This window comes from Clostridium estertheticum subsp. estertheticum, from assembly GCF_001877035.1.
In the GTDB taxonomy this organism is placed as follows: Bacteria; Bacillota; Clostridia; order Clostridiales; family Clostridiaceae; genus Clostridium_AD; species Clostridium_AD estertheticum.
The window spans coordinates 2,638,696-2,664,973 of sequence record NZ_CP015756.1 but is presented as its reverse complement, the minus strand read 5'-3'; the positions used below and the strand labels follow the sequence as shown (position 1 = coordinate 2,664,973).

At 30.0% G+C, this 26,278-nt stretch carries 22 protein-coding genes and 1 pseudogene; all 23 read left to right on the top strand.

Annotation, left to right across the window (positions count from 1 at the left end; all coding sequences use genetic code 11):
- Positions 1-6 precede the first annotated feature (6 nt).
- The 23 genes and pseudogenes from A7L45_RS12255 to A7L45_RS12150 all read left to right on the top strand — a co-directional run bounded on the left by A7L45_RS12255 (position 7) and on the right by A7L45_RS12150 (position 25,986).
- Entirely contained in the window at positions 7-1,224 is a 1,218-nt protein-coding gene (locus A7L45_RS12255) for a glycosyltransferase family 4 protein (protein WP_071613046.1), read from the top strand.
- Positions 1,225-1,330: 106 nt separating this feature from the next.
- On the top strand, positions 1,331-2,575 hold the full coding sequence (locus A7L45_RS12250) for an O-antigen ligase family protein (RefSeq protein WP_071613045.1): 1,245 nt from the start codon (positions 1,331-1,333) through the stop codon (positions 2,573-2,575).
- An 85-nt stretch (positions 2,576-2,660) separates the two neighbouring features.
- Entirely contained in the window at positions 2,661-3,302 is a 642-nt protein-coding gene (locus A7L45_RS12245) for a sugar transferase (protein ID WP_071614959.1), read from the top strand.
- Between the two features lie 72 nt (positions 3,303-3,374).
- Positions 3,375-4,094: a WecB/TagA/CpsF family glycosyltransferase gene (locus A7L45_RS12240; RefSeq protein ID WP_071613044.1), complete on the top strand. Its 720-nt coding sequence runs from the start codon at positions 3,375-3,377 to the stop codon at positions 4,092-4,094.
- A gap of 18 nt (positions 4,095-4,112) precedes the next feature.
- Positions 4,113-5,228, top strand: coding sequence for a glycosyltransferase (locus A7L45_RS12235; RefSeq protein ID WP_309249081.1), 1,116 nt, complete (start codon positions 4,113-4,115; stop codon positions 5,226-5,228).
- 54 nt (positions 5,229-5,282) lie between these two features.
- Entirely contained in the window at positions 5,283-6,836 is a 1,554-nt protein-coding gene (murJ, locus tag A7L45_RS12230) for a murein biosynthesis integral membrane protein MurJ (protein WP_071613042.1), read from the top strand.
- 52 nt (positions 6,837-6,888) lie between these two features.
- The gene (locus A7L45_RS12225; protein ID WP_071614958.1) at positions 6,889-7,431 is read left to right on the top strand and encodes a nitroreductase family protein; all 543 of its coding nucleotides are present in this window, start codon (positions 6,889-6,891) and stop codon (positions 7,429-7,431) included.
- 153 nt (positions 7,432-7,584) lie between these two features.
- Entirely contained in the window at positions 7,585-8,445 is an 861-nt protein-coding gene (locus A7L45_RS12220) for a DMT family transporter (RefSeq protein ID WP_071613041.1), read from the top strand.
- Between the two features lie 26 nt (positions 8,446-8,471).
- Complete coding sequence (locus A7L45_RS12215; RefSeq protein ID WP_071613040.1) at positions 8,472-9,107, top strand: cyclodeaminase/cyclohydrolase family protein; 636 nt, start codon at positions 8,472-8,474, stop codon at positions 9,105-9,107.
- Positions 9,108-9,160: 53 nt separating this feature from the next.
- Entirely contained in the window at positions 9,161-10,915 is a 1,755-nt protein-coding gene (locus A7L45_RS12210; RefSeq protein WP_071613039.1) for an Eco57I restriction-modification methylase domain-containing protein, read from the top strand.
- Between the two features lie 62 nt (positions 10,916-10,977).
- Positions 10,978-11,220 carry an acyl carrier protein gene (locus tag A7L45_RS12205; RefSeq protein WP_071613038.1) on the top strand — a complete coding sequence of 81 codons (243 nt, stop codon included), beginning with the start codon at positions 10,978-10,980 and terminating at the stop codon, positions 11,218-11,220.
- Between the two features lie 154 nt (positions 11,221-11,374).
- Positions 11,375-12,223: pseudogene (locus tag A7L45_RS24230) on the top strand (AMP-binding protein); the annotation flags it as partial.
- Positions 12,224-12,268: 45 nt separating this feature from the next.
- Positions 12,269-12,685 (top strand): class I adenylate-forming enzyme family protein, encoded by a 417-nt coding sequence (locus A7L45_RS24225; RefSeq protein ID WP_326492848.1) that lies wholly within the window; start codon positions 12,269-12,271, stop codon positions 12,683-12,685.
- Positions 12,686-12,703: 18 nt separating this feature from the next.
- A complete protein-coding gene (locus A7L45_RS12195) occupies positions 12,704-13,816 on the top strand; it encodes a LuxE/PaaK family acyltransferase (RefSeq protein WP_187350213.1) in 1,113 nt (370 codons plus the stop codon).
- The gene (locus A7L45_RS12190; protein ID WP_071613037.1) at positions 13,813-15,120 is read left to right on the top strand and encodes an acyl-CoA reductase; all 1,308 of its coding nucleotides are present in this window, start codon (positions 13,813-13,815) and stop codon (positions 15,118-15,120) included. Before A7L45_RS12195 ends, A7L45_RS12190 begins: the two co-directional genes overlap by 4 nt.
- 187 nt (positions 15,121-15,307) lie before the next feature.
- Positions 15,308-17,107, top strand: a complete 1,800-nt coding sequence (locus A7L45_RS12185) for a sigma 54-interacting transcriptional regulator (RefSeq protein WP_071613036.1) — start codon at positions 15,308-15,310, stop codon at positions 17,105-17,107.
- Positions 17,108-17,418: 311 nt separating this feature from the next.
- The gene (locus A7L45_RS12180; protein WP_071613035.1) at positions 17,419-18,873 is read left to right on the top strand and encodes a 4-hydroxyphenylacetate 3-hydroxylase family protein; all 1,455 of its coding nucleotides are present in this window, start codon (positions 17,419-17,421) and stop codon (positions 18,871-18,873) included.
- Positions 18,874-18,883: 10 nt separating this feature from the next.
- Entirely contained in the window at positions 18,884-19,258 is a 375-nt protein-coding gene (locus A7L45_RS12175) for a NifU family protein (RefSeq protein ID WP_224616949.1), read from the top strand.
- Between the two features lie 287 nt (positions 19,259-19,545).
- Positions 19,546-20,844: an acetyl-CoA hydrolase/transferase family protein gene (locus A7L45_RS12170; RefSeq protein ID WP_071614955.1), complete on the top strand. Its 1,299-nt coding sequence runs from the start codon at positions 19,546-19,548 to the stop codon at positions 20,842-20,844.
- Positions 20,845-20,870: 26 nt separating this feature from the next.
- Positions 20,871-21,776, top strand: coding sequence for a DMT family transporter (locus A7L45_RS12165; RefSeq protein WP_071613034.1), 906 nt, complete (start codon positions 20,871-20,873; stop codon positions 21,774-21,776).
- Between the two features lie 97 nt (positions 21,777-21,873).
- The gene (locus A7L45_RS12160) at positions 21,874-23,397 is read left to right on the top strand and encodes an acetyl-CoA hydrolase/transferase family protein (protein ID WP_071614954.1); all 1,524 of its coding nucleotides are present in this window, start codon (positions 21,874-21,876) and stop codon (positions 23,395-23,397) included.
- Positions 23,398-23,463: 66 nt separating this feature from the next.
- The gene (locus A7L45_RS12155; protein ID WP_071613033.1) at positions 23,464-24,834 is read left to right on the top strand and encodes an aldehyde dehydrogenase family protein; all 1,371 of its coding nucleotides are present in this window, start codon (positions 23,464-23,466) and stop codon (positions 24,832-24,834) included.
- 33 nt (positions 24,835-24,867) lie between these two features.
- Positions 24,868-25,986: a 4-hydroxybutyrate dehydrogenase gene (locus A7L45_RS12150; protein ID WP_071613032.1), complete on the top strand. Its 1,119-nt coding sequence runs from the start codon at positions 24,868-24,870 to the stop codon at positions 25,984-25,986.
- The last annotated feature ends 292 nt before the right edge of the window (positions 25,987-26,278 follow it).

Sequence of the window (26,278 nt, the reverse complement as noted above, 5' to 3'; positions counted from 1 at the left end):
TGGAAAATGCGTATTTTATTTTTAACACAATATTGTCCTCCAGAAGTGGGGGCGCCTCAAAATAGAATTTTTGAGTTTGCTAAAAAATTAAAAGAATTTGGTCATGAAGTTACAATATTAACAGCTCTACCTAACTACCCTAGGGGAGAAATCTTTGATGAGTACAAAGGACGTGGAGTTGTTATGGAGGAAATCGAGGGTATAAAGATAGTTAGAACTAGTATTTATGCTACAAAATCTAAGCAATTTACTAAAAGGTTAAGAAATTATCTATCTTTTACTTTTTCATCAGTACTTAGTGGCGCTAAACATATAGATAAACAGGATGTAATAATAACGGAATCTCCACCACTCTTCCTTGGATTTTCAGGGTTCGTATTAGCTAAGCTTAAGGGAGCTAAATTTATTTTTAACATATCTGACTTATGGCCAGAATCAGCTATAAAATTAGGTGTGCTTCATAATAAATTGTTTATAAAAATGTCTGTATGGCTAGAAGAATTCTGTTATAGAAGGGCTGCAGCTGTTACATGTCAAACACAAGGAATAGTTGATGACATAGTTAATAGAGGCTTCGATAAAAATAAAATACACCTTTTAACTAATGGAGTAGATACAGAGTTATTTAAGAAAGAAAACAGGGATGAAGACTTTAGGCGTGAAATTGGAATAGAAAATAAGTTTGCATTATGTTATGCTGGTATTCATGGTATTGCACAAGGACTTGAAGTTATAATAAATGCGGCGGAGATAGTAAAAGATGAAGAAAACATTCAATTTGTTTTTGTTGGTGATGGTCCAGAAAAACAGGATCTTATAAATTTGGTTAAAGAAAAAGAATTAACAAATGTTACATTTTTACCTCTTCAGCCAAAAACTAATATGCCTAAAATAGTATCATCTATGGACGCCGCAATAATTCCTTTAAAGAAATTAGAACTGTTTAAAGGTGCACTACCTTCAAAAATGTTTGAAACATTGGCCTCAGAGATACCAATTATTCTGCCTGTACAGGGAGAAGCTGCAAAGCTAATAAATAATGCAAATGCAGGAATAGTTGTGGAACCTGAAAATTCAAAAGAAATTGCAGAAGCGGTGTTAAAGTTATATAATGATATAGAACTTAGAAATGAATTAGGTCAAAATGGTAGAGCTTATGTTATGGAGAATTATGCCAGAGAAAATATAACAAGAAAACTTGAAAAAATATTGATGAATTTATAAAAATCATAATAAGTTATAGTCCCTCACTTACAAATTGAAGTCTCTTTGAAAGTGAGGGACTGATTATGTAAAAATGATATTATTATTGTATAAAGAGGTGTAAAAAATGAAAAACAAGTATAGTATTTTATATTTTTTAATGTGTGTGTATATAGTAATAATGCCTTTGATTCAGGAAGGAACAAATTTTAAAGGAATACCTGTGTCAGATATCTTATTAGGAATAGTTATATTTGTGTATCTTATAAAATTAATTATTGAGAAGACTACGCGTGAAAGATTTATTTATGGTATTAGAGATTTATTTAGTAGTACTTTAAGTATATGTATATTAATATTACTTGGAATAATGTTATTGTCCACATTGTATGCATTAGAAAAAACATTAGCATTAAAAGAAAGTGCAAGATTTTTAGCTTATGTATTTATATTTTTCGTAATTAAGTATGAGTTTAACACTAAAAAATTAGTGAAGAATTTATTGAAATGTTATATATTTACTGCGGTGCTATTGAGCATTTTTGGTATAATCCAACATTTCACAACAATAGGATTAGATAAAAAGTTTGTAGTTCATTATCCAGGATATACTGTGGTTAAAATTGCAGCGACAATGTTTAATCCTAATGCCTACGCGGCCTTTCTTATTTTAATTATATTTCCAGTGGTAATGCTTACTATTTATGAGAAAAACAAAAAAAATAAGGGTATGTATGGGATAATATCAGTTTTATTATTTGTAAATATAATAATGACTTATTCTAGGAATGCGCAAGTAGGAGTTTGTATAGGTGCAGTAGTATTATGTGTGATTTACAGTTATAAATTAATTATAGCTTTTGGTGGTATAGGGATTTTTACTTTATTTATGCCATCGGTCCTTGACAGAGTAAGAGATTTACAAAATACAGCGGAAAATGAATCTAGAATTAAATTGTGGAAAACGGCATTAATGATGATTAAAGATCATCCGATTTTAGGCGTTGGAAATGGTAACTTCATTAGTAGATATAATGAATATGTTAGTAAATATAAGGGTTTAAGTTATAATGCTTACAAAAGATATCCTGCTCATAATTCTTATTTGAAGGTTGAGAGTGAATTGGGTATAATAGGAATAGTATCTTTTTTAGCAGTTTTAGTGACATCGCTTATTAGAGTGAAAAAACTCTTTACTATAACTAATGATAAATTTATAAAAGCTTTTTATATGGGAGCATTTGCATCAATGATTGCATTTTTCTTTATGAATATATCAGACAATTTATTTTTTGTACCTATGGCTACAACATATTTTTGGTTTTTAATAGCTACAGCTGAAAGTCTATTAAATTCATCAGAAATTAATTAAAATATATGAATTATTAAGGAAATTATAAATGAAAAATATATAAATATTCATGAGAAGGTAGGGGTATAAAGTGAATAAAAGTAAAATGATAACTATAGATAAGAAAACACAAATTGAGAATAAAAAATTTCAATTCGCACTTAAGAGATTAATGGACATTATATTATCTTTAATAGGGATAATTATATTATCACCTATATATTTAATTATCATTATTGCTATTAAAATAGACTCAAAAGGTGGAACTATATTTAGGCAAATTAGGGTTGGGAAAGATGGTGAAAACTTTACTATTTATAAATTTAGAACCATGATAGTTCAAGCTGAGAGTAAAAGAAAACTTGAGATTAATCCAGAGGATCTTGAAAATTTTGTATTTCAAAGTAGGTCAGACAGTAGGGTAACTAAGGTGGGTAATTTTTTAAGACGCAGTAGTTTAGATGAGATTCCTCAACTTTTTAATGTTTTATTTGGCAACATGAGTCTTGTAGGACCTAGGCCTGAAATACCAGAAGTAGTTAAGTATTATCCAGAAAGCTATCATCAAAGACTTCTAGTTTTGCCAGGAATAACTGGACTTGCACAAATTAGTGGAAGAGGTGAAATAGAACTCGGAAAAACGGTTGCTTATGATCTTAATTATATTAAGGACTTTTCAGTTATATTAGATATAAAAATAATCTTATTAACAGTGGTGTCTGTATTTAAGAAAGATGGTGCTTTTTAGTAACTCACATTAGTGAGTTACTAAATTAAACTAATATCGAATCTGCTAGAGGTAGGTTGTTTGGAGGAATTTATGATAACGAAAATTTTACAATATAAAATTTTTAATGATAATATGGGAGCTTTATTTGAGTCTATAGATAATTTTGAAAAAGTACATATTATTTCAGGAAACCCAGAAGTTCTCCTTAGTGGACTTGAAAATACTGTTTTGCTCCATAATTTTACAAGTGGAAATTCAATTATTATTCCAGATGGGATTGGAACAGTTATTTGTTCGAAAATTGTAGGAAAGCCTGTCAAAGAAAAAATTGCAGGTATAGAAGTTATGGATAATATAGTGAAAAAATGTGAAAAAGATAATGAAGGAATATATCTCTTAGGATCAACAAAAGAAACAGTTGATATGTGTAATATAAATTTACGAACTAAATATCAAAAGCTTAATATACTTGGTAGCCATGATGGATATTTTGAATTAGATAATTGTGAAAATATATTAAAAGAAATAGAAGCCGTAAAACCTAAAGTATTATTTGTTGCAATGGGATGTCCAAGGCAGGAATTATTTATAACAAAGTACATGGACAGGCTTCCTTGCAAAATATTTATGGGAGTTGGGGGAAGTTTTGATAATATTGCAGGCAAGGTTAAACGCGCACCTAAATGGATGATAAACTTAGGAATGGAATGGTTATATAGAGTGATAAAAGAGCCATTTAGAATTAAGCGGTTATCATCTATACCAAAATTTATTATAATGGTAATAAAATATAAAAACAAACAGGAGTAAATACTGTTTTTTAGATAAATAAAGGGAGGGGTAAACATTAAAGTATTACATATTATATCTGGTAATGACAATGGTGGTGGTGGAAAACATGTATTAAATATATGTGATAAATCAAATGAAAAATTTGAAAATATAATTGCTTGTCTTGGAGAAGGGCCATTATATATTAAAGCTAAGGAATTGGGTCTTAGTTATAAACTTTTTAGTAAGAAGCTTTATAATATGGAGCTTGTGAACTTTATAAATCAAAATTCAATAAGTATAGTTAATTTTCATGGAGCCAAACCTTTCCTATTACATTTAATTTTAAAAAGCAAATTAAATGTGCCAACGGTAGCAGTAGTTCATAGCGATTTTAGATATGATTTTCTTAACAATAAGCTAAAATATTTTATATTTACGCCTCTAAGTACTAGTGGATTAAAGAGTTTTAAAAATTATATTTGTGTATCAAATAACTTGAAGTCTTTACTTGTAGATAAAAAAATGGAAGGTAAAATTTCAGTTGTAAACAATGGTATAGATATAAAAAGTTGTATCATTGGGATACCTGCAAAAGATATAAGGAATAGTTTGAAAATAAAAGATAATGTATTTATATATGTTATGGTAGCAAGATTGCATCCAATAAAAAACCATAAAGAAGTTATTTTAGCATTTAAAAAATTAATTCTCGAATTTCATGATGTGAAATTATTATTAGTTGGTGGTGGAGAGTTAGACTTAGAACTGAAAAATTTAGTAAAGGAATTAAAATTAGAAAATGAAGTTATTATGGTAGGAAACGTTTTTAATCCTTTAGACTACATAAATGCATCTAATGTTAGTATTCTAGCTTCTTTAAGTGAGGGTGGAGCACCGCCACTTACAGTATTAGAATCAGGAATTGTAAAGAAGCCATTAATTTATACGCGAGTTGGAGACCTAGAGTGTATATTGGATGACAATAGTGGATATAAAATAAAAGATAAGGATAATCTTTATATTTACATGGCTATGAGAGAGGCATATTTAGATAAGTGTAATTCAAATGTAAAAGGAGAAAATTTACATGATATCGTTATTAATGATTTCACTATAGAAAATTTCTGGGAAAAATATTATGAAATTTATAAAAATATATTAAAAAAATGATCTAACAGTGAAGTTGATAATAATTCTTAAATTCACAAAAATATGGAGTGTATCATGAAAGAAAATAAGGTTTTAAAGAGTTCAATGATTGTAATGTTATTTGTAATTGTTGGGAAAATATTAGGTATAGTAAGAGATAGTTTAGTATTTGCTAAATTTGGGACTTCTCATTCATCAGATATATATGTATGGTGTTTTGGAATAGTATATCTTTTTACTAGTCTAGGATATGGACTTAGTACTACAATAATACCTGTGCTTACAGAATATATTGAGACAAAAGATACAAGGGAAAGAAATAGCTTTGTAAATAATGTAACTAACACTTCAATGTTAGCTACTGTAATAATAACTGGGATTGGGATATTATTTTCGTATTATATAGTGTATTATTTTGCTAATAACTTGTCTAATGATCCAATGTTATTTAAACAAACCGTGAAAATACTTAGAATAATGTTTTTATCAGTTTTATTTTTAACTCTTCAAGGTGTGGTTGCGGGCGCTCTGCAAGCTCATAAGGAATTTTCTATTCCATCGGCCATGGCGGCTGCAGCAAATTTAATATATATAATCTATTTAAGCTTATTTGTAGATAAATTTGGACTTACTGGATTTGCAATAACAACAGTTTTAGCATTCTTTATACAATTCATAATTAATGTACCCAAATTTAGGAAATTGGGATATAGGTATAAATTAGAAGTTGATTTTAAGGATAAAGATTTAAGAAAAATGTTTATATTAATGATTCCTATAATAATAAGTACTGCAACAATGCAATTCAATTTATTCATTAATAGATCATTTGCAATAGGTTTATATGAGGGAGCAGCGTCAATTCTTGATTGCGCAAATAAGGTGACTTTACTCACTTATGAAGTTTTTGCTGTGGCAGTATCTATGATAATATACCCAATACTCTCTACATTCATTGTTCAAAATAATCATGAGGAATATAAAAAATCCTTGGTTAAATCAATTAACATCATAAATCTAGTAATGATACCTGCTGCACTTGCAATAGTAATATTAAGAGAACCTTTAATTAGTGTACTATATTTAAGAGGAAAATTCACAATAAGTAGCATGAAATTGGTTTCAGAGGCATTAGTATTATATTCTCCAACTATGGTAGCTTATGGAGTACGTGACGTATTAAATAGGGCATTTTACTCAGCTAAAGATACTAAGACACCGATGATATATAGTGTAGTAGGTGTGGTAATAAATGTTGTTTTAAGTGCTGTTTTGTATAGGCATCTGTTAGTACCGGGACTAGCATTATCATCATCAATATCATCGGTAGCTATTACTTTAATGTTGTTTCTTAAGATGAATAAGAAATTTCCAGGAATACAGTTTAGTTCTATGGCTAAAACCGTGGGAAAAATATCTATAGCTTCTATTATTATGGGCGTGATAATATATTTCATGAAAAAAATATTTATAATTAATTTAGTGTCAGGATTTGTTTTGAATTTAACAATTTTATTTGTATGTGCAGCTATAGGAAGTATATTATATTTTGTTTTGACATACCTTTTTAAAATTGAAGAAACTATGTATGTATGGAATATATTTAAAAGCAAAATTTCGAAAAAATAATTACATTGTTTATTCAATTATTGCACATACTAAATTTAAAGGAGTGTGTTATATGGAATTTTATGATGTAGTTGAAAATAGAAAAAGTATTAAGAAATTTAAAAGTACCCCAGTAAATGCAGAAAAATTGGCTAGAATGATTAATGCGGCTATGATGTCACCTTCATGGAAGAATAAAACATCTTATAAATTTATATTAGTTGATGAAAAGCAGGAACTTAATCAAATTTCAAAAGCTATAATGAATAATGATAATTCAGCAGCTCAGTCAATAATTGATGCACCAATGACAGCAGTTGTAGTTGCGGATCCAAATGCTTCGGGAGAAGTAGAAAATAAAGAGTATTATTTAGTAGATAGTGCTATAGCTATGGAGCATTTTGTTTTATCTGCTACTAATGAGGGGTATGGAACTTGTTGGATTGCTGCAATTGATGAGGATATTATCAAAAAAGCATTGTCAATTCCACAAAATTATAAGGTAGTTGCTATAACCCCAATTGGAGAAATTGCAGAGAGTAAAGAACATTATGATAAAAAAGATGTAAAAGAATTTGTATTTTCAAACACTTGGGATAATGCATATACTAAATAGATAATTTATTCTAGGACCCTATGATGTTTTTGTTATCATGGGGTCTTATTTTAGTTAATTGATGAAATAATAACATAAAAATGGTACAATTTTAATAGTTATACGATTGTTATTTAGTTTCGTTTTGTATATGTTAAAACAAGGAGGGATACTATGGAGAAAACAAAAGGAATTCTATACATTATTTTATCAGCTAGTGCTTTTGGTATTATGCCAATACTTGCGAAATTGTCATACAAAGGAGGAGCAAATGCATACAGTACATTGTTCCTTAGGTTTTTGTTTGCAGCAATTATGCTTTTCTATTACTTGAAAACAAAGGGTATATCTATGAAATTGACTAAAAAACAGTCCATTTTAATATTAGTTATTGGTGTATTTGGATTTACACTTACAACTTCTAGTTTATACATGTCATATAATTATATAGGCATTGGAATGGCAAGTATGATTTTCTACATATATCCATCCATTGTCACTATATTAGCATATATGTTTTATAAAGAAAAAATATATTCTAGAAAAATAATTTCTTTGATTATATCTTTAATGGGTATTTATATTTTAATTGATAAGGCAAGTGTCAGTTTTAACATAAAAGGAATAATACTAGCATTAATAGCGGCAGTATTATATTCATTATATGTGTTAGGAGCTTCTAATAAAGAATTTAAGAATATTAATAGTTACGTATTAACCTTTTATATTTCATGCACATCTGCTACTGTTATGTTTATAGCTGCTATAAGCACTAATAATTTTAGCATCCATATTTCTTTCTATGCACTTGTGGCAATTCTACTTATAGCATTTATATCTACGGTGGTAGCTTTAATGGCATTTTTAGAAGGGGTTAGACTAATAGGACCTTCTAAGGCTTCAATTCTAAGTACTATTGAGCCTATAGTTAGCTTAATACTAGGAATAATAATCTTAGGTGAGGCTATTTCATCTAGAATTATAATTGGGAGTATAATGATTGTTTTGTCAGTAGTGATATTAACAAAGAAATAATTAGATTTTTGAAGGGAGAATAAAAAATGTTAGATCAAAAAACTGTAAGAGGATTTATTGAAGAATTAGGTTCAAATTCACCTGTTCCAGGAGGTGGAAGTGTTGCAGCACTTGCAGCATCGTTAGCCAGTGGACTAGGTTCTATGGTGTTTAATTTAACTATAGGTAAGAAGGTATTCAATGAATATAGTGATGAGGAAAAGATACTTATTTCTAAAACTCTAGATGCATGTCTTAAATATCAGAGTAAATTTTTAGAACTAATGAACAAAGATAAGGAGGCATTTTTAATTCTAATGTCGGCTTTTAAACTTCCAAAGGAAAACGAGGATGATAAAAAAGTAAGAAGTGCTAAGATAAAAGATGGATATTTAGGGGCCTTAGAGGTTCCTTTAATTGTAGCGGAAGAAGCATATAAAATATATGAGTATGTGATGGTAGCGGCTAAGTTAGGTAACAAAAATGCTATTTCTGATGCGGGGGTATCAGTTTTAATGCTTCAAGCATCTATTGAAAGTGCAATTTTAAATGTTAAAATAAATCTTTCTAGTATTAAAGATGAAATCTACAAAGAAAAAATTAAAAAACGTTGTTACGAATTAGTTGAAAATGGAAGAATAAAGCGGGATCAAATATTAACTATTGTTGATGAGAGTTTGTAGTTAAATAATAATATGGTAAAAATAAATTTTAGTAACATAGGTGGGAGAAATAAATGCTTGATTTATTAAAAAAAGAAATAAAAGATGTATACAATATTATAATAAGTCCAATAGATGATATATATAAAGTAATTGCCCTTAAGGATTATAAAATAAAATTAAAATTATCAGGTGGAAAAAATTTTGGTGATGGCTATTATGAATTTATAAAGAATAATAAAGAGAAGGGTACGGTGTATACTCCAGAACCTATAACCTCTTATATGATAGAAAATACTATAAAAGCTGCGCATATAATAAATAATCCATATATAAAAATTGTCGATCCATCCTGTGGCACAGGAAATATTCTGATTTGTTGTTTTAAATTTCTTCAAAATTTATATAAGGATAATTTGAGCTTTATTAATGAGGCAAATGGATTAAAATTAAATGTGAAAAATATTGATGACCATATAATAAGATATAATTTGTTCGGATTTGACATTGATGACATAGCATTAAAAATTCTTGTTATTGATCTATATGATTTAAGCAAGGGAATCATAGTTGAAAATATTTTCAATAAGGATTTTTTATTATATGAAAATGAATGCAAATATGATATCGTAATAGGAAATCCACCTTATGTTGGCAAAAAAGCTATAAATAACGAATATGCTTTATTTCTAAAAATAAAATATAAAAAAGTATACAGTGACAAAGGGGACTTATCATATTGTTTTTTTGAGAAATCATTAGGGGATTTAGGTGAGGGTGGAAAACTTACATTTATTACTTCAAGATACTTTATAGAATCATCTAGTGGAGAGAATTTGAGGAAGCTTTTAAAGTATGGCTACACTATAGATAAAATGATAGATTTTTATGGTATAAGACCATTTAAAAATGTAGGGATAGATCCTTTAATTATATTTATAACAAATCATAAAACTAAGGATAATCAAATTCAAATTATAAAGCCATTGCCCGTAAAAGGTAAAGAAAAAAAAGAGTTTTATAATAATGTATTTTTAAAAGGTGGCAATAAATTCAATGCTTTTATGCTAAATAAAAAAGAATTAGATGATAAAGGGTGGGTTTTAGTAGATGAGAAAGTGAGAATCATAATAAAAAAAATAAAACAACAAAAACATATTGAACTTAGTAATATATGTTATAGTTATCAGGGAATAATAACTGGGTGTGATAGAGCTTTTGTACTCAATAATGATACTTCCCTAAGAAAAAACATTGAAAAGGATATAATAAAACCTTGGATTAAGAGTAGTTACATAGAAAAAAATAAAATTTCAAGGCAAGATAGTTATATAATATATTCAGATTTAATTTGTAATCCTAAAGAATATAATAATGCTATAGCTTATATTGGACTACAGAAGGAAAAGCTTCTAAAAAGAAGGGAGTGTCAAAAGGGTATTAGAAAATGGTATGAACTTCAATGGGGAAGAAATCAAAGTATATTTGAAGGAGAAAAGATAGTTTTTCCATTTAAAGCGAGCAGTAATAGATTTGCTCTTGACGTGGGAAGTTATTTTAGTGCAGATGTATATGCACTTACTATAAAAGAAGATGCTTCGGTTACTTATGATTTTTTATTATACATATTAAATAGTAAAATATACGAATTCTATTTTAAGACTTTTGCGAAAAAATTAGGTGAGGATGCATATGAGTATTATCCAAATAACTTAATGAAATTATGCATTCCAACCATGATGGAGTATAAGGGCAAAGATGAAAATTATTTATATGATTACTTTCACCTTAGTGAAGAAGAAAAAGAGATTATACTTGGAGAAGTATAATCTCTTTTGGCATGAATATTGCTTTATATATAATAAAATATTAATAGTAAGGAGGAATTACTATGAGCAATTTAGAAAAACTAAACAAGGTGTTACGTGATGTATTTGATATAAAAAAAATTGAGGATATAAAAGATGATATGGGACCCGATGAGATAGAAAATTGGGATTCTTTAGGACATGTAGAACTTATAACTAATTTGGAAGAAGTTTTTGATATAGCTTTAAACGTGGTGGATATTTCTAGAATGTATACTATAGGTGACATTAAGAAAATAGTTAGTAAGTATGGTGTTGAAATATGACCTTTACAGATTATATTTTCGAGAATTCATCAAAACTTAATAAAACATCTGTTATCTTTAAAAATGAGATTAGCTATAAAGAAATTTATGAAAATGTAAAAAAAAAGCTTCTTTCTTAAGAAACAAGAATTTATCAAAAAAGAATGCTGTACTTTTAGTTTCTGAAAATTCTAATTTTTTTATTGAGAACTACTTTGGGATAATTAAAAGTGGAGCTATATGTGTTCCTATTAATCCAGCTTTAAGTAGTGATGAGATAAAGTATATTATTGACTCTCTAAATATTAAGGTGATTTTTACTCAAAACAAATTCGGTGAAAAAATAAAGTCACTTAATTATAAAGATGTTGAAATTTATACAGATATAAGTGATCTTAATATAATTTGTTATGAGGCAAATAACAATACGAATAATATAAATATAAAAGAAGATGTAGCTGTAATATTGTTTACTTCTGGGTCTACAGGTAATCCTAAGGGCGTAATGCTTACCCATTATAATCTTATATACAATACAAATTCTATAATAGAATACTTAAAACTTACCAATAATGATAGAGTGGAAACGGTACTTCCTTTTTATTATTGTTATGGTACTTCAATTTTACATACTCATTTTAGAGTAGGGGGAAGTCTTGTAATTAATAATAAATTTATGTTTCCACAAACAGTTATTGAGGATATAAATAAGTATAATTGTACAGGGTTTTCAGGTGTTCCTAGTACTTATCAAATATTGCTTAGAATGACTGATATGAAGAATACTAAGTTTCCAACATTAAGGTATATAACTCAGGCAGGAGGAAAGCTACCAGAGATATTTATAAAGCAACTTATAGATATTTTGGGGGTTGTAGATATATTTATAATGTACGGTCAAACTGAGGCTACAGCAAGGTTATCTTATTTACCACCATGTTTAATTAAGGAAAAGATGAATTCAATAGGAAGAGGCATTAAAGGGACGCAGCTCCAAGTTTTAAATAGTCAGGGAAACAAGGTTAAAGTTGGAGAAATTGGAGAGGTTGTAGCTCAAGGCGGCAATATAATGAAAGGATACTTTAATGATAAGCAGGCGACTGACAAAGTATTAATAAAAGGTAATTTGTATACAGGAGATTTAGCTAAGGTAGATGATGAGGGTTTTATATATATAGTTGCAAGAGAAAAAAATATCATTAAAAGTGGTGGGATTAGAATAAGTCCTAAAGAAATAGAGGATATAATATTACAAATTCCAGAAGTAGTAGAATGCGTTGTTATTGGGGTTTTGGATGATATTTTAGGAGAAGCGGTAAAAGCCTTTGTAGTATTAGTTGCGGATAAACCATTTGTAGATTTTAAATATATCTTAGATTTTTGTAAAAAACAATTGCCTCCATATAAAAGGCCAAGGTATATAGAGTTTTTAAGCACTCTTCCTAAAAATTCTTCAGGTAAGGTGTTAATTAAACAACTTAAGTAAAATAAGAGGGTGATAAAATTGGAGATTGCGGAAATTATAGACGAGCTAGTACTTGGTGAACAGTTTAATTTAAATCAGAAAGATAAGGAAAAGCTGCTTTTAAAAATAATATTATCTCAGATAGATAACAATATGGAGAATATAAACATAAAATCTATGTATGAAAAATTAGGTGTAGATATAAATAGTATTAAAACATTAGAAGAGGTTCCATACATACCTGTAAATATGTTTAAATCTTTTGATCTTAGAGTTTGCGAGGTTGGGAAAGTAGCAAAAGTGTTGCTTTCTAGTGCTACAACCACAGGAATTCCTAGCAAAATATATTTAGATAAGAAAACTTCAATAAGGCAAACACAAGGGTTAATAAGTACATTATCAAATTTTTTAGGTTCCCAAAGAAGACCAATGCTTATCATAGATGATGAAGATAGCAATAAAAAAGGGGATAGCATGACTGCACGTGGGGCAGCGATAAGAGGAGTAAGTGCATTTGGAAGTGAGATTTGTTATGTAATGGATAAAGAGAATGATGAACTTATGGTAAATATAGATAGACTACTTGCATTTGAGCGAAAGCATAAGGATGAGAAAATTATAGTTTATGGATTTACCTATATATTATGGTCTAAATTTTTAAAGGTTTTAAAACAGGAACAAATACAATTAAATATACCAAATATGAAGCTGCTACATAGTGGCGGATGGAAAAAATTAATATCTGAAAGGGTAGAGAAGAAAGTCTTTTCAGAGACTGCTGCACAGGTATTTAAGGCTAAAGTTTCTAATATAATAGATTTTTATGGAATGGTAGAGCAGTTAGGAGTAGTTTTTATTGATTGTGATTATGGGTATAAACATGTCCCTAATTTTGCAGAGATTATTATAAGGGATATACAAACATTAGAAGAAGTGAAATTTGGAGAAAGTGGGATTATAGAGGTTATGAGTATTTTAGGTACTAGTTATCCATCACAAGCTATGCTAACTGAAGATGTCGGCGAGTTTATAGGTATAGATGATTGCCAGTGTGGTAGACACGGCAAGTATTTTAAATTTAAGTCGCGAATAGACAAAGCTGAAGTTAGAGGGTGTGGAGATACTTTTGCACAGAGAGAGGTAGGGAAATGATAAATTGTTATGAGCTAAATGGTGAATTTAACGAAAATTGTATGAGTTTTAAAGATTTTAATGAAATAGAAACCTACTTAAATAATAATCTTTCGGAAATTCATAAAATTCCAGTAGAAGCTATAATACTTATAATTAATGAGTATAGCAAAAAAATTGCAAAAAACAGAGAAATATTAAGAGTGGAAGGCGTTTCATTTTTATGTTTCTATTTGAAAAAGGTAAATATTGAAAAACAGTTAAAACTTAACTTAGAAAATATCGAATACTTAAATAAATTCGTACAGATAGATGATGAAAAATACATTAAAGCACAACCAAGGGGTATAGTATGTCATTGGATGGCTGGAAATGTGCCTACACTTGGAATTTATTCCGTTATGCAAAGTATATTATGTAAAAATGCCAACATTCTTCGAGTATCTAAGAAAAGTGTAAGTGATGTATATAAATTATTAATAATTTTAGCAAATATAAATGTTGAATATGAAGGCCGAACATATTCTTCTAATATTTTACTTAAGAATATTGCCCTTGTTTATTTTGATAGTTTTGATAGAAATCTTAATTCTTTGATGTCCTTAAAAGCTGATGTTAGGATAGTTTGGGGAAATAAAGCAGCAGTAGATGATATTTGCCTGTTGCCAAAAAAAACCACTTGTAAGGATTTGATTTTTGGCCCTAAGTATTCATTTGCTGTTTTTGATAAGTCAGCTATTGAGAGTGACGATTTAGAAGAATACTTAGAGAATTTGGTTACAGATACAATTGTTTTTGGTCAAAAGGGATGTTCTTCGCCTCAAGTGTTATTTATAGAGAAAAGTAAATTAAATGTAATAGATGTAGCTAAAATACTAAGTATAAAATTCGAAAAAATCACTAAAAGATATACAAATTTATATTTAGAAGAGGCTATTGCTGCTAAGATAATTAACAAAAGAGGAGAATATTTATTAGGCCTTGATAAGCTAGCTTATATAAGTAAAGGGCTTAAATATACAATATTAATTGATAGTGAAATAAAGCTTGAGGAACCAATTACAGGGAGAACTATATTTATAAAAGAGGTGGAGGATATATTTGATATATGTCCTTTAATTACTAAAAATATACAAACTTTAGGAATAGCTTCTAAGAATAAGGAAAAGGTTTTAGAATTTACGGATAGGGTAACAACATTTGGAGTAGATAGAGTTGTGAAAATTGGGTACATGAACTTCTATGATTCTCCTTGGGATGGAAGTTTAATAATGAGTGAATTAGTTAGATGGTGTTCACTTAATATAAAGGGAATGATGACTTGAGCAAGTTATTATATGATTTTTAATTCGGTGGAAAGCCTAGATTTTGGTGATAAAGAAGAAAAATTATATATAAGTATATGATTCCTAAAAATGATATACAATACCAACTTTTCTGATATAATAAAATTAAGTATGCAATGTATAAGGCATGCATGGTTTAATTTATTATAAAATGAGAGGTGTTTTTTTGAAAGTAAAGGATATTATTACAAAAAGTGATTTCAAACTAAAAGAAAATAATACTTTTTATGAGGCAGCGCAGTTATTTAGTAACAATAAAGTTGAGGTTATACCTATATTAGATAAAAAAGAGACCTTAGTTGGCGTTATAACGAAAAATGATATAATTAATAATTTTATTAAAGGTACAAGCCCTGATACATATGTAAAATACCTTTTAAGGGGTACAACAAATATTATAAATGAAGATTCTGAAATATTGGATTGTATTGATAAGGTAGAAGGGTATATGGCGGTTAAAAATGCAGATGGTAAATTTTCTGGAATTCTTAGCATGAATAAAATATATAAGCAACGTTTAGAAAATGCATTAGAAAAAATATGTGAACTAAAGAAAAGACTAAACTGTATTTATGAATGTGATGAGGCAAATCTTAATTGCACAGAATTGAATAAAATTATTGAATCATCATATGATGGTATATATATAACCGATGGGAAAGCTAATACATTAAGAATTAACAAATCTTATGAAAATATAACAGGGTTACAAAGAAAAAACATGTTAACCAGAAATATGTATGACCTAGAAAAAGAAGGGTATATATCTAAGTCATCTACTCTTATGGTTTTAAAAACTAGAAAATCTAATACAATTGAGCAGGAGTTCAGTACAGGCAAAAAGGTGCTGGTTTCTAGTAATCCCATATTTAATGATAAAGGTAATATAAGTATGGTAGTTACAAATGTACGAGATATAACAGAATTATACGAACTAGAAGAACAGTTAGCTAAAAATAGGAAGTTAACAGAAAAATATTATTCAGAGATAGAAGCCATGAGAATGCAATATCTAAATTTAACAGACATGGTAGCTAACGACAAAGTGATGATAAATCTACTGGAGGTTGCTAAAAGAGTAGCTAATGTTGATACTACTGTTTTAATACTCGGAGAAACCGGAGTTGGGAAAGAGGAGATTGCTAAATTTATATTTAAAAACAGTAAAAGAAAGAGTAAAAACTTTATAAAAATTAATTGTGGAGCAATTCCTCAGACCCTTATAGAATCTGAGCTCTTCGGGTATGTAAAAGGGGCATTTACAGGAGCGAATAAGGAAGGAAAGATGGGGCTTTTTGAAGTTGCAGATGGAGGTACAGTTTTTTTAGATGAAATTGGAGAACTTCCTTTAGACATACAAGTTAAGCTTCTTAATGTGCTCCAAGAGGGAGAGGTAGAAAGAATTGGAGCTGTGAAACCGATAAAAATTGACGTAAGAGTATTAGCGGCAACTAATAGGAACTTAGAAGAGATGATTAAAGATAAAACATTTAGAGCAGATTTATATTATCGTTTAAATGTTGTGCCTCTTACCGTACCACCGTTAAGGGATAGGCGAGAAGATATTGTACCTTTAATTCAGCATTTCTTGTCTCAATTGAATATTAAATATAATTTTGAAAAGACCTTTACTATTGAGGCTTTAAATACACTTTATAATTATAATTGGCTGGGGAATGTTCGTGAACTTAAAAATATTGTAGAAAGAGTCATAGTGATGAGTTGCGGTAATAAAATATTCAAAAGTGATTTGCCAATAAAAATGTCTCCGAATACCATAGAAAAAGATACTGAGTGTAAGGAAATAGGTAATTTAAAAGATGCAGTTGAAAAAGTAGAAATTAAACTTATTAGAATGGCATTTGACAATGCTGGTAATGTTCGTGATGCTGCAAAAATATTGGGCATTAATTCTTCTACTTTTTTTAGAAAGCGTAAAAGATATTTGGAAATGGGAATGTTGTAAAAATGAAACATGTTCCAAAAATGCATGACTGATAAATGGAGTAAAAATGCTTATATAATGCGAATGTTTATGAACTTATGCAATTTTAATTTTAAGATGTGTTTTATTTATGAAACATATCTTATTTTTTTACAACTCCTGTTTTAAAAAGAATAATAATAGTGTATTAGTTTTATCAACAAAAGCATGAATCTAGATTAAAACATAAATATCTCACAAAAAAAGGAAAATAATAACTTTGGCATGAGTATTGCTAAGTATATAAACGTAAAGTAATATAAAAAACACAATTATGAAAGGAATGATTTATAATGGGATTAATGACAGGAGAAGAATACGTAGAAAGTCTTAGAAAATTGAATTTGAAAGTATATATGTTTGGAGAAAAAGTAGATAACGTTGTAGACAACCCAATAATTCGTCCTTCAATGAACTCAGTTAAAATGACTTATGATTTGGCACAGATGCCTGAATACGAGGATTTGATGACCACAACTTCAAGTATTACAGGAAAAAAGATTAACAGATTTTCTACTCTTCATCAAAGTACTGATGACTTAATAAAAAAAGTTAAAATGCAAAGATTGTGTGGACAAAAAACCGCTTCATGTTTCCAAAGATGTGTTGGAATGGATGCTTTTAACTCTGAATATAGTACCACTTTTGAGCTTGATAAAGCCTATGGAACAAAGTACCATGAAAATTTTGTGAAGTTTTTAACATATATCCAGGAAAATGATTTAGTAGTTGATGGAGCAATGACAGATCCTAAGGGGGATAGAGGCTTATCGCCATCAAAACAAGAAGATCCAGATATGTATCTTCACGTAGTTGAAAGAAGACCTGATGGTATTGTTGTTCGTGGTGCAAAGGCTCATCAAACTGGTATATGTAATTCACATGAAGTTTTAGTTATGCCAACTCAGGCTATGAGACCAGAGGATAAGGACTATGCAGTATCATTTTCAGTTCCAACAGATACAAAAGGAATAATTATGATTCTTGGACGTCAATCTTGTGATACAAGAAAAAGTGAAGAAGGGGCAGACATTGATGTTGGAAATTACAATTATGGTGGAGTAGAAGCATTAACCATATTTGACAATGTTTTTGTACCAAATGAGAGAATATTTTTAAATGGAGAAACTGAATTTGCGGGTATGCTTGTTGAAAGATTTGCAGGATATCATAGACAAAGTTATGGTGGATGTAAAGTTGGAGTAGGTGATGTGCTTATTGGAGCGGCGGCTGTAGCTGCAGAGTATAATGGGACTTCCAAAGTATCACATATCAAAGATAAATTAATAGAAATGACTCATTTAAATGAGACACTATATGCTTGTGGAATTGCATGTTCTGCAGAAGGACATAAAACTGAATCAGGTAATTTTATAATAGATTTATTACTTGCTAATGTCTGTAAGCAAAATGTTACAAGATTTCCATATGAAATAGTAAGACTTGCAGAAGATATTGCTGGAGGACTCATGGTAACTATGCCTTCGGATAAAGATTTTAAGGATCCGATTGTTGGACCTTATTGTGAAAAATATTTAAAAGGAGTTGCATCAGTTTCAACAGAAAATAGAATGAGAATATTAAGGTTAATTGAAAATATGGCGCTTGGAACTGCTGCAGTTGGTTATAGAACAGAATCAATGCATGGTGCAGGTTCACCACAGGCTCAAAGAATAATGATAGCGAGACAAGGCAATTTACCTCGTAAAAAAGCCTTAGCAAAAGTTATTGCTAGGATAAAAGAATAAATTTATAAACATGTGTGGGAGAAAATTCTCCCAGATATTTTTAAAAGAATGGAGTGACGAAATGTTTGCTAAAGACGAAGTGTTTGCTAATGAAGTTATGTATGCTGAAATTGAAAAGATCCTTGAGTCGAATGTTAGACCTAAGCTAGCGGATCACTATGGAAATATTGAACTTATTAGTTGCGATGATGGGATAGTTGAAGTTAAGCTTATGGGGCAATGCAAAGGATGTTTTTCAGCAAAATATACGGTTGAAAACTTAGTTGAAGCAGCGATTAAAGAAGCAATACCTACAATTAAAAAGGTGGTTTTAAGAAATGAAGTAAGTCAAGATTTATTAGAACAAGCTAGGAAATTTTTAAATGAAGGCAATAGAGGGAAATAATGAGAATCGGAATTAAATACTGTGGAGGATGCAATCCAACGTATGAGAGAACAGATGTAATGTTAAGAATAAAGGAAAATATTGGTACGGATCATAATATTGAAACGATAAAACAAGGAATTCTTTACGACATAGTGATCATTTTATGTGGATGTAGTTGTGCTTGTGCGACTCATAATATTGAAGCTAAATACGAAAAAATATATATAACTAGTGGAAACGACGATAACAAGTTATTTAAGATTATAGACAAAATAAATGTTTTGTCTATGGGGAGAGTGGGATACATGAATTTGGAAGATGTTTATAAATCGAAAGTTATTACTGCTGAGCAAGCTGCTACGAAAGTGAAGTCTGGTGACCGGGTAGTTATAGGACATGCATGTGGGGAGCCGATAGAGGTTTTAGCTTCAATGGTATCTAATTGTGAGGCTTATGAGAATGTTGAAATCATACACATGGTAGCTATGAGTAAAAGTGAATATGCAAAGCCTGGCATGGAAAAGCATTTTAGACATAACTCATTGTTTGTGGGAGGAAGTACAAGGGAGGCAGTAAGCTCCGGAAGAGCGGATTTTACACCTTGTTATTTTTCGGAAACTCCAAATCTTTTTAAAGAGGAATTACCTGTGGATGTAGCACTTATTCAAGTTACGACGCCAGATAAATATGGTTACTGTAGTTTTGGTGTATCTAACGATTATACAAAGCCTGCATCAAAATGTGCAAAATTAGTAATTGCAGAGGTTAATAACAAAATGCCAAGAACTATGGGAGACTCGTTTATACATGTTTCTGAAATCGATTATATTGTAGAATCGAATCATCAAATAATAGAGCTTAACCCTCCTAAAATCGGAGATGTTGAGAGAGCTATTGGAGAGCATTGTGCATCTTTGATAGAGGATGGTTCAACACTTCAACTTGGCATAGGCGCTATTCCGGATGCAGTACTTTTGTTTTTAAAGGACAAAAAAAATTTAGGTATACATTCAGAAATGATTTCAGACGGGGTAGTTGAATTGGTTGAAGCGGGGGTTGTAACAAATAAACTCAAGACAATTCATCCAGGAAAAATAGTAGTAACTTTCCTTATGGGAACTCAAAGACTTTATGATTTTGTTAATAATAATCCAATGGTTGAAATGTATTCTGTAGACTATGTAAATGACCCGATAGTGATTGCGAAAAATTCAAAAATGATATCCATAAATTCTTGTGTACAAGTAGATTTAATGGGCCAAGTAGCTTCAGAAAGTATAGGGTTAAAACAGATAAGTGGCGTCGGTGGTCAAGTTGATTTTGTACGAGGCGCAAATATGTGTAAAGATGGTAAATCCATTATGGCAATGGCCTCAACTACATCAAAAGGTAAAATTTCTAAAATTGTGCCACTATTAGATGAAGGTTCTGCAGTTACTACTGGTAGAAATGATGTGAATTATGTAGTCACAGAATATGGGATAGCAAAACTTAAGGGTAAAAATTTAAAGGAAAGAGCTAGAGCTTTAATAAATATTGCTCATCCAAACTTTAGAACTTCACTTATTCAAGAGTGGGAGAAAAGGTTTAAAACTGAGTTCTAAAATAATTATGGGGGCGGGGGGAGTAAATGAAAAAAGGTAATGTGTTTATCTTGCTAACTGCACTAGCATATAGTACTCAGGAAATTGCAAATAAAATGTTGGTTAAGGAAGGATTAGATTCATTTCAAATTACATTTTTTATATTTTTAATTGGTGCTATACTATTAACTCCATTAGCAATAAAAGATATTAAAGGTAAGAATCTAAAGCTTGGCATAAATGATTTGGGATATTTTTCGCTGAATGCTGCATTATGTATACCTATTTCAATGGCTCTTCTGTCATTTGCAGGAAAGTATACTTTAGCCTCAACCTCAGCAGTTATATTTAGTTCTAATGCACTATTCACAGTACCATTTGCTTATTTAATTTTAAAAGAAAAGATTAATAAAAAAATATTAACATCTCTTATTATAGGAATGATAGGTGTTATTATAATTTTCAATCCGGTTAAAATAATAAATGGGGGTGGAACGTCTGATTTATTAGGAATAACACTTGCATTAGGCTCAGCTGCAGCCTGGTCTCTATTTACGGTAATAAGCAAAATTAGAATACATCGATACGGTGGTTATATATTTAATTGTATAGTGTTCTATGTTGGTGCATTAATGGTACTATTAATACTTTTGGTTACAGGAAGACCTATTATAAAAGGAATTGATGGGCATGCAGTATTAGTACTGGGTTACATGGGCTTATTTGTAAAGGCGCTTGGATATATATGCTATCTTGGAGCAATAAGATTAACCTCAGCAGTTACTGCATCTTTGGTATTTTTAATAAAGCCTGCATTAGCTACCATACTTGCTGTAATGGTGCTTGGAGACAAGCTTAAAGTAAACGTAGTTATAGGAATTGTATTTATTATTGTGAGTTCGTATATTGCATTTAAATCTAAGCGAGCTTATGAGGCGGTAGTTTTGGACTAAGTTTATACTAAATAAATAATTTGTGATAGATGTTCTACATTTAATACAAATTGGAGGTGCGATTTTGCTAAATGAAAGAATAAGAAATCAAGAAGTTATGAAAAAAGTTGTTTCAGCTGAAGTTGCAGCGAGCCTCGTAAAGGATGGGATGGTGATTGGTGTAAGTGGTTTTTCTCCATCTGGTTACCCTAAGGCCGTTCCTTTAGCTCTTGCACAGAGAGTTAAAAATACCGGTGAAAAAATGAAACTTACATTGTATACAGGTGCTTCTGTTGGTGCAGAAATAGATGGAGCTTGGTCAGAAGTTGGTATAATTTCAAAAAGAATGCCATATCAAACTAACAGTAGTTTAAGAAACAATATTAATAAGGGGCTTACTGAATATATTGATATGAATTTAAGTGTTATGCCTCAATTTATAAATTATGGTTTTTTACCTAAAGTAAATATTGCTATTGTTGAGGCGTTGGGAATTACGGAAGAGGGAAATATAATACCCACAACAGCAGTGGGAAATACAGCTACTTACGTTGCCAATGCAGACAAAATTATAATTGAAGTTAATGAGAATCAACCATTATCATTGGAAGGTATTGCAGATATTTATACTTTGGAAAATCCTCCTTTTAGGAAACCGATCCCGATAACACATACGGGAGATAGGATTGGAACAACTTATATACCTTGCAAACTTGAAAAAATCGTTGCAGTTGTGATGACAAATATGCCTGATAAAACAAGGCCTTTAAAAGCTATGGATGAAACATCTAAAGCAATTTCAAAAAATCTAATTGAATTTCTTGAAAATGAGGTTAAGGAAAGAAGACTTCCAGAAAATTTACTACCTATCCAATCAGGAGTTGGTAGTGTAGCTAATGCAGTACTCGCAGGACTTTGTGAATCTAAATTAAAAAATCTTACTTGTTATACAGAGGTAATACAGGATTCTATGCTTGATCTTATAAGATGTGGTAAAGCAAAAATGGTATCAAGTACTGCATTATGCCCTTCACCAGCTGGAATGGAAGATTTTAGACGTGACCTAGACAGTTTAAAAGATAAAATCATATTAAGGCCACAGGAAATAAGTAATAATCCAGAAGTGATTCGAAGACTTGGAGTTATCGCTATTAATACAGCTTTAGAAGTTGATATATATGGTAATGTTAATTCAACTCATGTTATGGGTACAAAGATGATGAATGGAATAGGAGGTTCAGGTGATTTTGCTGAAAATGCTTCACTAACTATATTTACAACAGAATCTATAGCCAAAAAAGGTAATATATCTACGATAGTTCCAATAGTTTCTCATGTGGATCATACAGAGCATAATGTGATGGTAATAGTTACAGAACAAGGAACTGCAGATTTAAGAGGAAAGAGTCCAAAGGAAAGGGCACTTGCAATTATTAATAATTGTGCCCATCCTGATTATAGGCCACAACTTTTGGAATATCTTGAAAAAGCACAAGAGTGTAGTGGAAAGCATACACCTCATGTATTATGCGATGCACTATCTTGGCATATAAGGTTTATGGAAACAGGTACAATGAAAAAGAAATTTATAAAATTTACTTTCGGTAATGACGAAAACAATGATAAACTAATAGTAAGTTAATACAAATAATTACAAATCAATATGTGTAGTATAGATTACATGAAATACTTAGAGGAGGAAAATAAAATGAATAATAAGGAATGTATAAATGAAATGGTAGCTAAGGCAAAAAAAGCTCAAGCAGGTATTGCAAATTATAATCAAGAACAGGTGGATGATTTAGTTAGAGTAATTGGCAAAGTTATATTTGATAATGCAGAGTTACTTGCAAAAGAAGCAGTAACTGAAACAGGAATGGGAGTTTATGAGGATAAAGTAGCTAAGCACATTGGTAAGTCAAGAACTATATGGAACAGCTTAAAAGGTAAAAAATCTGTAGATATTATTGGATCAGAAGAAGGAAAAGAAGGAATAGTACTAGTTGCTAAGCCAAAAGGAGTTATAGCATCAATTACACCAACTACAAATCCAATAGTTACACCTATGTGCAATGCTATGTTTGCATTAAAAGGAAGGAATTCAATTATTGTTGCACCACATCCAAGATCTAAGAAGTGTTCCACACATACGGTTAAACTAATGAATGATGAATTAAGAAAACTTGGAGCACCAGAAAACTTGATTCAAATAATAGAAGAACCTTCGGTTGAATTAACTGGTGAGCTAATGGCTGCTGTTGATGTAGTAGTAGCTACTGGTGGAATGGGAATGGTAAGGGCGGCTTATTCAAGCGGAAAACCAGCCTTTGGAGTTGGGGCAGGAAATGTTCAGGCTATTATTGATAGAGATTATGATTATGATAAAGCAGCTAAAGATATTATCGCAGGAAGAAAATTTGATAATGGTATCATTTGCTCTGGAGAACAATCCATTATTGCACCAATTGAAAAACATGCTGAAATAATGAAGGCATTTATTAACAACGGAGCATATTACATTGAAGATGAAAAAAACATTGAAAAATTTAGAAATGCTATGTTTCCAAATGGTAAAATAAATGGGAAACTTGTAGGTCAATCAGTTCAGTTTATAGCTAATGTTGCAGGAGTTACAGTTCCGGCAGCAACTAAAGTAATTATACTAAAAACTAAAGGAATAGGATCATTAGATGTACTTAACAAAGAAAAAATGTTCCCTATTATGATTACAATGACTTACAATACTTTTGAAGAAGGAGTAGAATTAGCTAAAGCTAATCTTTTATTTGAAGGAGCAGGCCACACGGCAGCTATTCATTCAAATAATAAAGCTCATATTGAACTAGCAGGAATAGAATTACCAATAAGTAGATTAATTGTTAATCAAGTATCCTCAACAGGAACAGGAGGAAGTTTTAATAATGGGTTTAATCCATCTACAACTCTTGGTTGTGGATCTTGGGGAAATAATTCAATATCAGAAAACTTTACGTATACTCATTTAATAAATATATCTAGAATAGGATATTTTAATAAGGATGCTAAAATTCCAACTACAGAAGAAATTTGGTCAAAATAACATAAAATAATTATTAAATTTGGAGGTAGAAAAATGAAATTGTTTTCGATTAAATCACAAATTCATAAATTTAATACAGCAAAAGAATTTGCAGAAACTTTTAATATAGGTGAAGGTGATTTCATCTTATCAAATGAATATATATATAAGCCGTTTTTCGGAAACCTAAACCTTAAGTCTGAAGTAGTTTATCTTGAAAAGTATGGTGTTGGCGAACCAACAGATCAAATAATTGATTTAGTGCTTGCGATGATTAAGGGTAAAACTTTCAAAAGAATTTTTGCTGTAGGTGGCGGTAGTGTTATTGATATAGCAAAACTTCTTGTAATAAAAGGTAATAATACAGCTTTGGATTTATTTGAGAGAAAAGTTCCAATTATAAAAGATAAGGAACTTATACTAGTGCCTACAACTGCAGGAACAGGATCAGAAGTTACAAATATATCTATAGCTGAAATCAAAGCTAAACATACAAAAATGGGCCTTGCTGCAGATGAATTATATGCCGACCATGCAGTACTTATTCCGGAACTAGTTAAAGGGCTTCCGTACAGATTCTTTGTTGCTAGTTCAATTGATGCTTTAATTCATGCGATTGAATCTTATGTATCTCCAAAGGCTGATTCATATACAGAATTGTTTAGTGTAAAAGCTATGGAACTCATTTTAAACGGATATGTTAAAATAATTGAAAAAGGTGAAGAGTATAGAAAAACAATAATTGAAGATTTTGTTATAGGAAGTAACTATGCGGGTATTGCTTTTGCTAATGCAGGAGTTGGGGCAGTTCATGCACTTTCATATCCACTTGGAGGAACATATCATGTCCCTCATGGAGAAGCAAACTACCAGATGTTTGTGGAAGTATTTAGAACATACAATAGAAAGAACCCAAATGGTAAAATTAAAGATGTTAATAAAATACTTGCAGATATTTTAAAGGTAGGTGCAGAAAGTGATGTATTTACAGTTCTTGCCGAAGTACTTAATAAGTTATTAGTTAAAAAACCTTTAAGAGATTATGGCATGAAGGTAGAGGAAATTGAAAGTTTTTCAGATAGTGTTATTGTAGGACAACAAAGACTTCTAGCTAATAATTATGTACCTCTAAGTAGGAATGAAATTAGAGATATTTATAAAACTTTGTATTAAAATATAAGAAGAGAAGATTAAACTTCTCTTCTTATATTTTACTATTTTAAACAACAATTAAATGGCTGTAATATATTAAATTTGGATTTTATTTATAAAAAATATATATCGCAATAAAAGTATATTTAAAAAACATGTTTCAGAAATGAAACATGTTTCAAATATGTAACAAAAATAAAATAGGGTGTAACACTTATATCCTGCAAGGGTTTAAGTGATTCGCTAATTTAAATTGTTAAGATTTGTTTTTTTTATGATACATATCTTATTTTATTGTACAATTTACATTGTA

Coding starts and splice junctions, on each gene's coding strand:
- A7L45_RS12255 (WP_071613046.1), top strand. CDS start 7: ATGCGTATTTTATTTTTAACACAATATTGTCCTCCAGAAGTGGGGGCG.
- A7L45_RS12250 (WP_071613045.1), top strand. CDS start 1,331: ATGAAAAACAAGTATAGTATTTTATATTTTTTAATGTGTGTGTATATA.
- A7L45_RS12245 (WP_071614959.1), top strand. CDS start 2,661: ATGATAACTATAGATAAGAAAACACAAATTGAGAATAAAAAATTTCAA.
- A7L45_RS12240 (WP_071613044.1), top strand. CDS start 3,375: ATGATAACGAAAATTTTACAATATAAAATTTTTAATGATAATATGGGA.
- murJ (WP_071613042.1), top strand. CDS start 5,283: ATGAAAGAAAATAAGGTTTTAAAGAGTTCAATGATTGTAATGTTATTT.
- A7L45_RS12225 (WP_071614958.1), top strand. CDS start 6,889: ATGGAATTTTATGATGTAGTTGAAAATAGAAAAAGTATTAAGAAATTT.
- A7L45_RS12220 (WP_071613041.1), top strand. CDS start 7,585: ATGGAGAAAACAAAAGGAATTCTATACATTATTTTATCAGCTAGTGCT.
- A7L45_RS12215 (WP_071613040.1), top strand. CDS start 8,472: ATGTTAGATCAAAAAACTGTAAGAGGATTTATTGAAGAATTAGGTTCA.
- A7L45_RS12210 (WP_071613039.1), top strand. CDS start 9,161: ATGCTTGATTTATTAAAAAAAGAAATAAAAGATGTATACAATATTATA.
- A7L45_RS12205 (WP_071613038.1), top strand. CDS start 10,978: ATGAGCAATTTAGAAAAACTAAACAAGGTGTTACGTGATGTATTTGAT.
- A7L45_RS24225 (WP_326492848.1), top strand. CDS start 12,269: ATGAAAGGATACTTTAATGATAAGCAGGCGACTGACAAAGTATTAATA.
- A7L45_RS12190 (WP_071613037.1), top strand. CDS start 13,813: ATGATAAATTGTTATGAGCTAAATGGTGAATTTAACGAAAATTGTATG.
- A7L45_RS12180 (WP_071613035.1), top strand. CDS start 17,419: ATGGGATTAATGACAGGAGAAGAATACGTAGAAAGTCTTAGAAAATTG.
- A7L45_RS12175 (WP_224616949.1), top strand. CDS start 18,884: ATGTGTGGGAGAAAATTCTCCCAGATATTTTTAAAAGAATGGAGTGAC.
- A7L45_RS12170 (WP_071614955.1), top strand. CDS start 19,546: ATGAATTTGGAAGATGTTTATAAATCGAAAGTTATTACTGCTGAGCAA.
- A7L45_RS12165 (WP_071613034.1), top strand. CDS start 20,871: ATGAAAAAAGGTAATGTGTTTATCTTGCTAACTGCACTAGCATATAGT.
- A7L45_RS12160 (WP_071614954.1), top strand. CDS start 21,874: ATGAAAAAAGTTGTTTCAGCTGAAGTTGCAGCGAGCCTCGTAAAGGAT.
- A7L45_RS12155 (WP_071613033.1), top strand. CDS start 23,464: ATGAATAATAAGGAATGTATAAATGAAATGGTAGCTAAGGCAAAAAAA.
- A7L45_RS12150 (WP_071613032.1), top strand. CDS start 24,868: ATGAAATTGTTTTCGATTAAATCACAAATTCATAAATTTAATACAGCA.